A 10,577-nucleotide genomic window follows, 5' to 3' on the forward strand; every position below is an offset into this window, starting at 1 on the left:
GGCTTAGACTTTCTGTATTTATCTTTATCTCAAGATAAAATAAACTCTGTTGTGGTTCTACACCATGTATTTTGGGACATAGACAACAAAATTTATTAGCTCTAAAAGACGGTCTCTATATTAGGCCACCTGAAAAGCATGAATTTCTAATAACCAGATGGCAGTCACCATATATTTCCAATCATATTATCGATTAATAGGATGTTTGTTCGTGTCTTTTATCGGATGTATATACTTATCTCAGGCGCAAACCGCAGGCGATTACAGAAGCTTATTGAGTGGTAACTGGAATAGCCCTGCGAGTTGGCAGACTTATAATGGTACTTCCTGGGTGGCAGCCACAGATTACCCCGGCCAGAATAGCAACGTTAACAGGGTTACCATCATGGGAGGTAATACAGTTACGCTGAATATTGATGTAAATGCCTTTACCATCTCAGAACTTTTTATCGGGGATCGCGCAGGCGCTGATGATATTTTGCTGATCCCGGATAATGGGGATTTCACATTAAATGTCGCTGATCTTATTGTAGAGGTGGATGGGATCCTGGAATGGGTTAAAAATGCTAATATATACCTGCCGGCAGGTGCCAGGGTGATCAACCAGGGAGGCACTATTAGCACCAATAAAAGCTGTAATGCATCGCAGGTTATTTTTATAGGTACAGAAAAGTTCTCTACCTGCAATGGCAAAGGAGGTTCGGACTATTCTTTCGGAGACCTGGAAACAGCGCTCCCCCCGCCAACGAGTGATGGCGATCAGGTAGAATGTGCTCAACCTTCAATCCAAACGCTGACCGCTTCTGCAACTCCACCGCAGAATGCTTACGTCGTTTGGTACGCCGGCGAAAGCGGAGGTTCCCCTGTCTCCCCTACCTGGAATACCATAGGGACTACTACCTATTACGCGGAAAGTGTTGATGACGTGGATAGTGATCGTAGAAGTATTTTCAGAACCCCTGTTTCCTTAACCCTCAAATCCAGTCCTGACATTTCCGTAACCCGGTCGCCCAGTTGTAACCTGCTTACAAATACTTATTCCCTGGAAGTATCAGTAAGTTCCGGTACGGTAAGCAGTACTGCCGGAATTGTCTCAGATCTGGGGGGTAATCGCTGGAACATTTCTGAAGTTCCCGATGGTACAGATATCACTGTAACAGTAACAGCGCCGAACAGCTGTACAGATCAGACCTTTATCAATTCTCCCAGTTGCACCTGCCCTGTGGTTGATGCACCTGTAAGTGGAGGAAACCAGCGCTATTGCTCGGGAGATCCCGTTCCACCCCTTACTGCAGGTGTAAATGCAGGAGAAACAGTAGATTGGTATACTGCTTCCACGGGCGGAACGCTTTTGTTAGCCGGGAGCGAGAGTTATACTCCCTCTGCACCAGGTACCTATTATGCCGAGGCGCGTCATACAGTAACCAGTTGTACCAGTGATTCTCGTACAGCAATCAGCCTTACAGAGGATGCACGTCCTACGGCTGTAATTGGTCCCGACCAGCAAGTGCTGGTAGGACAGTCCCCTGTTTTTACCGCAACCGCCACTTCGGCTGATACGTACCAATGGCAATTCAGTGCCGATGGAGGTGTTAGTTTTAGTAATTTATCTGATGGCCTCGGATATATGGGGACAAATACCTTATCCCTAACTATAACAACTGCAGAGCTAACTAATAATAATTATCTGTACAGGGTACTGGCCTCCAAAAGCGGGTCTTCCTGTTCTCCCACGCCTTCAGCTACCGCGCGTCTGACTGTCCGGATCGGGTCGATTATCATCAATAGGTTTACAACACCCAGGGTGGTTCCCCGGTAGGATTTTGTCTTTATCCCTCCGGTTGACTGCGTAAATTAAAAACTATCAGGTTTACACCGAAAGTTACTTTTTGTACAGGGTTGTTACCTCAGAATATGCGGGTATGACACCATTTTATCGCCGGTTTACATCATTTATTGGTTTTCAGGGAGTTAGGTTCATATTTTTACTTTCACACCATACATTCCGTGATTGAATAAGAATTGATGGTAGTAAGTGAATAATGGGGATTGAGGCAGAATCATATAGACCTAACTTGTGTACTCATGGGGGGAGGATTAGGACCAGGACGAAGTTTTTGAGTTTTAATAACTGCTATAGCTCTGTTTTATTCTTGCTCTTCCTCTTCCAATCGGTTGGACTCTTTGCTCAATTGGATCCTCTGCCACCTATTGTGCCTAATCCCAATCGTGGCCTCCCGGTTTTATACAGTATTGCCGATAATCGCTCTGAACTATATTATGTAGCTCCCGATCCTGCTACTGTTCCGGCCCCAACATTTGTAAATATCACTTTTGGAGGAGCACCTATCACATTTTCAGGTGAAGGTGGAGGTTACCGCTCCACAGATCAGCTTATTTACGTATTCAGGGATAATGGAGGTAACTCAGATATGTACTCTATAGATCCTGTCACTGGGATCGCATTACTTGTGCATCCAGCTATCTGTACAGGACATGTTGAAGGGGCAGAGTTCTATATCAATAATTCCACTGGCGATGAAGTCCTGGTGATTATTCACAACGGGGACGGGGTAGACGAGGTTCTGGCAGTTAATCCTAATGCCAACGGACCAAATCCTGCCTGGTCTCCCTATGCGGGTTTTCCTAAACCCTTATCAGGCGCACGTACTAGAGCCGATGGGATATCCTGGGATCCCGTGGGTGCCGAGTTTTATGTCCAGAATGATGATAATGTGGATTATTATACATTGGATATTAATACGGGAGTAACCACCTATGCCTTTACCAGTGCGCTGGCGGTGGATGGAGAGGGAATTACCTATGCCAGCGATGGAAAAAACTATATTGAGGATGAAGGCCAGGCCGGCCAGGGCAGGATGCTGTTCAGCGTCGATGTTCCTTCCGGGGCGATGGTGCCTGTGGCGCAACTTGGAAGTACGGGAGATGTGGAATCTATTATGGGAAACCTGGGGGTAAGGGATGATAGTGGTGATGCACCTTCTTCCTATGGATATGCTTCTCACAATTTACCGGTGATTGCCAGCACCCCGGTTACCATATTCCTTGGAAGCAGCCAGCCTGATAGTGAAGATCCTTTTATAAATTTCAGTACGGGGACTAGTGATGATAATAATGGTGATGATGAAGATGGAGTAACCAGCGGCGGACAAGATTTCAGCGGTCAACTTCTCAGTCTGGGCTCTGTAAAATCTATTGATATCGCTGCCGCAGGCGCAGGGGTTCTTAACGCCTGGATCGATTTTAACAGGGATGGGGATTTCTCTGATCCAGGGGAGCAGGTTGCCTCTGATGTCGCGCCTTCCGGGGGACTGATTACTCTGAATGTACCTATCCCAGTGTCGGCAGTTCCGGGGGTTTCTTATGCTCGCTTCCGATATTCTTCTGAAACCGGCCTGGCAGCAGGTAATTCTACAGCAAGGGACGGGGAAGTAGAAGATTACCAGGTGATCATCCAAGATACGATCTCCTGCCCCCCGGGAGAAACTAATGAGGAATATTTCACTTACAGCCCCATATATGCTACTGCTGTAATTGTGGATAATAGTGTGAGTAATGAAGATAACGCTCTCGGAAACGATGATACTACAACGGCTCGTTTTAATAATAATGGGGATGAACTCGTGCTTGAAATGGGCGAGATCATCAACAGTGGGGATGCTGTAACAGTTAATGGGGAAGACGGGGACGACCTGGATATCTGGGTATCATCAAGTGCTACAGGGCCCTGGACACAGGTAGGCTTCAATGCACAATTGGATTTCAACTTCAATTCTCCCATAAATTGGTTGTACATCCGGTTCAGGAGAGGAGACGGGGGGGGAACAGAAGACCTGAGCTATATTGAAGCCACCAAATCCTATTCTAATTTCCGATGTACACCAGACAATGACGGGGATGCCATCCCTGACCGATCAGACCTGGATGATGATAACGATGGTATCCCGGATGCTGATGAATTGGCTACCCTAGTAAGTACTGGCCAGCCTTCCTGCGGGGGTGAGACCGTATTGGACTTCAGTGCCGCCCCGGTCCTAGAAGCTGGTACCGATAGACAGATTGGCGCTGTATACCGAGTAGCCAATGTAACTACTGGCACAGATGCCCTTATTACGGTTACAGATATATTTAACGCCTCCATCAATACAATAGATGATAATGGGTCAGACCCGACCTACTTTAAGCCTATGACGGCTTTTAATTTTGCTAAGGCAGGAGATTGTGGTTACATCGAGTATCATATCCAGTTCGTCAATTCCGGCGGAAGTACCCCCGTTATAGTACCGAAATTCTTTATGAATTTCAATGATATCGATGGTAGTGCACAGTATGGCGAACAGACCTGGGCAGATAACCCATCAACCTATACTATAGACAACCCCACTGATCTCACCATGACCCAGGATGGGTCATGGGTGATCGGGACTTCAGGCACGGCGGGATACCCGGGTGCTGGGAATGCTAATCCACAGGTGAATTTTAATGTGAATTATAATTCCAAGTCCGAAATATCAGTTCGCTTCGGGGCTGTTGCTTTCCAGGATGGAGCGAGTTCAGGGGGCAGGCAGCATAGTATTCAGTTTAATTGTGTGACAAATTATGTTAGCCCGGAAACCTATGGCCTGGATTCTGATTCGGATGGTATCGCCAACCACCTGGACCTGGATTCTGACAACGATGGGATATATGATGTTATAGAAGCAGGTCATGATCTTCCTCATACCAATGGCGTGCTTAGTAGCCCTTATGGCCTTAACGGGCTGGCAGATGCAGTGGAAACCAGTGCTGAAAGTGGAATAATAAATTTCACGATAAGGAATTCAGATGGGACTGATGCCACTGATTACCTGGATAATGATAGTGATGATGATGGTTGTACAGATGCGAACGAAGCTTATGGAAATGCTACCGCTGATGGGGATGGGAATGGTTATTATGGTACTGGAGATCCCCCTGTTGTAAACACGGATGGAACTGTTGTCGCCGCCTCGTACGGGATCCCCGCAGATGGGGACGCTGATAGTACCCCGGATTACCGGCAGGCCGAGGCTCCCCCGACCATCACTTCCCAACCCCCGGACAGGGTGATCTGTGCTGAAGGGGATACTACCTTCCCGGTAGTAGTGACCAATGCTGATACCTTCCAGTGGCAGCGGTATAATGGGACGACGTGGACAGATATTACAGATGGAGGCATACACAGTGGTACCAACACGAACACCCTGGTGATTACTGCTGCCCAGCCATCGGATGATGGTAATCAATACCGACTGATATCCTCGAATAGTAGTTTTATATGTAGTACAGTCACTTCAGTTCCAGCTAACCTTACTGTTGTACAGCCCGCTGCACCCACTTCCGGAGGAGACCAGGTTGAATGTGCGGATAACCCGGTTCAGACCCTGACTGCGACAGCCACCCCCCCTCCGGGATCGTCCCTGGTGTGGTACGATGCTCCTTCCGGTGGAAATGTCGTGGGAAGTCCAACCCTTAATGCAGTGGGTATGGTCACCTATTATGCCGAATCCCAGGATTCCGGTTCTGGCTGCCCGAGTGCCACGAGAACGGCGGTTAACCTTACTATACAACCCAGGCCCACTATCGCGGTAACTGATTCTCCAACATGTAATATCTTTTTAACTGCCTATTCTCTGGAAGTTACGGTGAGTAGCGGAACTGTAACCAGTTCTGCCGGGACAGTTACTGACGCAGGTGGAAATGTATGGAATATTACAGATATCCCGGATGGGACAGATATACTCCTGACCGTTACGGATGGAAATGGCTGCGTGGAAACGCTCCCCGTTACAGCGCCGGATTGTTCCTGTCCCGTAGTAAATGCTCCCAATAGTGGAGGAAATGAGGTCTATTGCAGCGGAGACCCTGTTCCCGCAGTTACAGCTACAGTAGGAGCCGGACATACCGTAGACTGGTATGATGCAGCATCCGGCGGGAGTTTATTATTGAGTGGTAATCTGAGTTATTCTCCCTCGGGCCCGGGCGTATATTATGCTGAGGCCCGGAATACTATAACCGGCTGTGTCAGTGGAACCAGGACAGGAGTTAGTGTTTCTGAATTCTTTCCTGCAACCTCTACCATCGGGGCAGACCAGACAACATTTGTAAATGCCGATGCTGTTTTTACTGCAGCTACGACAAATTCCAATTCCTACCAATGGCAGGTAAGTACTGATGGAGGTGGTAGTTATTCTGATATCGTAGATGGTTTGGAATATACAGGGACAAATACACTTACACTTACAGCTACCGATGTACAACTTCCTAAGAATGGTTACCTGTACAGGCTCCAGGCTTTCCAATCCGGTTCTGCCTGTCCTCCGGTCAACTCCGCAGGTGCACTTTTAACAGTTCGCCTCAGGACCGTGATTACCAATAGAAGGATTACGGTTCGTGCTAATCCGGACTAGGGTTAAACCACAGGTATATAAGGGTTTAAAGCATATATAGGCGGGTTCACAACATATATTTCTGGAAGTGAGCAGTTTGCAAGATTTTAGAGGGGTAGTTGCTTGATATTCAATCGACTGCAAAACCTTAAGTACATGATCTCCCTTTCCCCCTATAAAACAAATTTGGATCCTAAATTATTTGTCCTGGCATTATGCCTTTGGATCTCTCATGCCACTTATTCCCAGACTACATTCACAGAAAGCGCAGCTGTCTACGGATTAAACATAGCTGGTAATAAGGATGGGGGACATGCCTGGGCGGATTACGACCTGGATGGAGATTTTGATTTGGTAGTGAACACCCAGGGATCCGGGTACCTGCTCAGGAACGACGGGGGAGTATTCACAGACCAGACTGCTGCGCTGGCTCCCGATTTTAACAACGGGTCCCTGGAGCGGACGGCACTTTTCGTAGATTTCAACAATGACGGTTACCCTGACATTTTTAGGAATAAACATAATGACATAAGAATCTATCTGCAGGACCCGGCTACAAACCGGTTCGGAGACGGGGCAGGGGGAACCCTGCCTAGCCAGCAATTTACCTCCTTTACAGACGGAATGAACACTGAAGGGGCAGGGGCGCTTGATTATGACGGGGATGGGGACCTGGACATATTTGTCGACAACCATAATTTTGGAATAGATATCCTGGAAAATGACGGGAATGGTTACTTTACCCATGTAACCCGGAAGACCGACAGCCCCAACCCACCTTATAATGCCGGCGATCCGACTACCTGGCCCTTGGGCCTGGTGCAAGATGCCACCGATGGAGATTATGGTTCTGCTACCGATTTCAATGATGACGGCTGGGTGGATATCGTGGTTAGGAAGAAAAACCAGGTAGACCTCTTTACCAATGTAGGAGGTACCTTCCAGGACGGTGTGGATATTGACCAGGCCGATAATGGGAACAAAGGTTCCGTTGCTTTCTATGATTTTGATAATGATGGGGATTTTGACCTCTTCTGGACGGAAAACGGCATCAACCAAATCCACCGCAATAACGGGGACGGCACCTGGTCACCCTTGGGTGCTGCAACCGGCATTCCGCTTAGCTTTGCAGGGCAGATTGAAGGCTTGGCCTGTGGGGATGTGGATAATGACGGGGATATAGATATTTTCCTTACAGGGAGCAGTATTACCAAATTATTCCTCAATCAAATTAATAACGGTGGGGGAGCCATGTCATTTGTAGATTCAGGACAGGTATTCAATGTTACTGACGGAGAGGGAAGCTCTTTTGTAGATATCGACCAGGACGGAGACCTCGATATTTACGTCAACCGGAAAGGAAACAACAGGCTGTTTGTAAACAACCTTGGGATAGCGAACCGTACTAATCATATATTCATCAACATAAAGGAAGACCGGGATGAATTGGGATTAACGGGTACCGAAGAACGTTTCGGGGTGGGATCCACTGCCAGGATCCTGGATTGCGACGGGAACGTGATCTCCGGCGTCAGGGAGGTGAACGGAGGTTATGGACATGGAACCCAGCAACCCGGAATGATCCATTTTGGTTTACCCGGGGGTGCTATTACCCCTATTGTGATTGAAGTTTCCTATCCAAGGACCAGCTCGGGGAGGGTCATAGTCCGGCAACAACTGCGTCCGGTTGATTATTTTAATGGTAAGATCAATTTACTGGATGTATTTACAGATCTGGCAAATCTTCCCCCTGTGGCCCAGAACGATTATATCACCGCAATACAGGATGGAGATGTGACCTTTGATGCGTTGGCGAACAATGGGGATGGTCCTGATACGGATCCCGAAGGAGAACCAATGGAAGTCATTTCGGTCACAACTCCGGTGAATGGTACAGCGGTCATCAATGGGGATGGGACCATTACGTATACACCCGATCCCGGGTTTGCCGGTAATGACCAGTTCAGTTACACTATGTGGGATAATGCCAGCTGTACTTTTACCTCGGAACAGGATAGTGCTGAAGTTTATATCACTGTTTCACCTGATACAGACGGAGACCTGATTGCGGACAGGGATGACCTGGACGATGATAATGATGGAATCCCTGACCTGGAAGAGATCGGGAAGATCATTAACCATAATCAACCTGAGTGCGGGGGAGAGACCGACCTGGATTTTTCAGCGGCTCCCACTTTAGAATCGGGAACGGCCCTCACCCAGGGAGCAGTATACCGGTTTTCCAATGTGACTACCGGCACTGATGCCCTGGTCACCATTGTTCAGACCTTTAATGCCACGGTGGCCAATATTGATAACAATGGCTCTGCAGCTTCTTCTTTTAAACCACAGACTGCTTTTAATTTCCCGAATACCGGGGACCAGGGCTATATTGAATATAAGATTGAGTTTGTAAACTCCGGCGGGACCACTCCAGTAGTAATTCCAAAGATCTTTATCAATTTCAACGATATAGATGGGGGAGCTAATTATGCCGAAGAGAACTGGGCAGATAACCCCGCAACCTTCACAATCGATAACCCCACCGAACTTACCATGGGGACAGATGGGTCCTGGGTTGTGGCCACCGGTTCCCTGATTGATCATGCCGGCTCGACCAATTCAGATCCTGAAGTCAACTTCACAGTGAATTATAATTCTGTGTCGGTACTAACTATCCGGGTGGGTGCACTGGCCAGGGTTGATGGTGCTTCGGCAGGGGGAAGGCAACATGCGATCGAATTTGCCTGTATCAATAATTATGTAAATCCGGAAACCTATGGTATAGACCTGGATTCGGATGGTATAGCCAACCATCTGGACCTGGACAGTGATAACGATGGGATCTATGATGCAGTAGAAGCAGGGCATAACCGTGGACATACAGCAGGAATCGTCAACAGTACCTACGGTCTGAATGGTCTGGCCGATATAGTGGAAACCACCCCGGAAAGCGGGAATATTAATTATGGAATTGCGAACTCGGACGGAACTGATCCCGAAGACTACCTCGATACAGACAGTGATGACGATAGTTGCAGTGATGCCAATGAAGCCTATGCTGATGGTAATGCCGACGGCGGGGATAATATGTTTTACGGGCTCGGTAATCCACCTCCGGTAGACTCCCGGGGCAGGGTAATTGCGGCTACTTATCCAGTACCGGCAGACAATGGAAGCAGCGGGACCGAGGATCATTTAGAGGTTTTAAGGGCCAGTCTGGTCTCTGACCCCATTGACGATACCACTTGTTTAGGATGTGACAGCTCTTTTTCAGTCACCGCTAATGATGTGGATAACTATCAATGGCAGGTCTTTGACGGCAGCTGGAACGATCTCACCGACGGTGGGATCTATTCCGGAAGTTCCACAAATACACTGCAACTGACAGACGTAACATCTGCCGAACAAGGAAGACAATACCGGGTGATACTGTCTAACCTGAACTTTGCCTGTTCTTCCACTTTTTCGTCTGCAGCTACCCTGACCATCCGTGTTTCCGGGGTCGTAACGAATCGCAGGATCACCTTCCGGGTGAATAAAAATTGAAATAACTGGGATGAATCACTGAAGTTCAGCAGAGAATATCCTGCCCTGGTCACAACTGTTTTTTAATAATACAATGTTTAATATGAACCAATATCCGTTTAAGTTGAGAGTAAATAGTTGCCGCGTTCAAACGGAGAGACTGCCTGAAATCCGAACCAAATTTCGGCTTTCAATAAGCAGGAAATGGGCCAGCTCCAGACCCTTGGTTTTTGAAGATCTAAACCTGCAGAAAAAAGCTGATAATGGAGTAGGATCATCGGTGAAATACCCGGAAAATCAAATCTCGTTATTGCTTATCCTTATTGCCATGATCGACCAAAGTATGCCTGTAAATTCGATGAAATGCACCCCTATCACCTCATGTTTTGGACTGTAGACCGTCCGAAACCCCACTTACACAACAATTATTTTCCCAGGGGAGGCATACGGTTAAATTTGTATGGTATAATTAAACTGGAACGTGAACCCTCCTGTATAATCGGGGTTTAAACACAACCAAACGTTGAAAAACTTGACCGACATTATGAAGTATCAACCAACCAAAATCTTCGCGGCCTTAAAACGACCGGCGAACCGCTCATTTCAGGATGCCTGGAAATG

General features: G+C 47.5%; 3 protein-coding genes. All 3 read left to right on the plus strand.

Annotated features, from left to right (window positions below):
- The first annotated feature begins 274 nt into the window (after positions 1-274).
- Positions 275-1,819, plus strand: coding sequence for an Ig-like domain-containing protein (locus tag CLV82_RS07495; RefSeq protein ID WP_133643702.1), 1,545 nt, complete (start codon positions 275-277; stop codon positions 1,817-1,819).
- 334 nt (positions 1,820-2,153) lie between these two features.
- Positions 2,154-6,449, plus strand: a complete 4,296-nt coding sequence (locus CLV82_RS07500; RefSeq protein WP_133643703.1) for an Ig-like domain-containing protein — start codon at positions 2,154-2,156, stop codon at positions 6,447-6,449.
- Positions 6,450-6,614: 165 nt separating this feature from the next.
- The gene (locus tag CLV82_RS07505; protein WP_166636683.1) at positions 6,615-9,977 is read left to right on the plus strand and encodes an FG-GAP-like repeat-containing protein; all 3,363 of its coding nucleotides are present in this window, start codon (positions 6,615-6,617) and stop codon (positions 9,975-9,977) included.
- Positions 9,978-10,577 lie beyond the last annotated feature (600 nt).

The organism is Zeaxanthinibacter enoshimensis, assembly GCF_004362865.1.
GTDB classification, from domain to species: domain Bacteria; phylum Bacteroidota; class Bacteroidia; order Flavobacteriales; family Flavobacteriaceae; genus Zeaxanthinibacter; species Zeaxanthinibacter enoshimensis.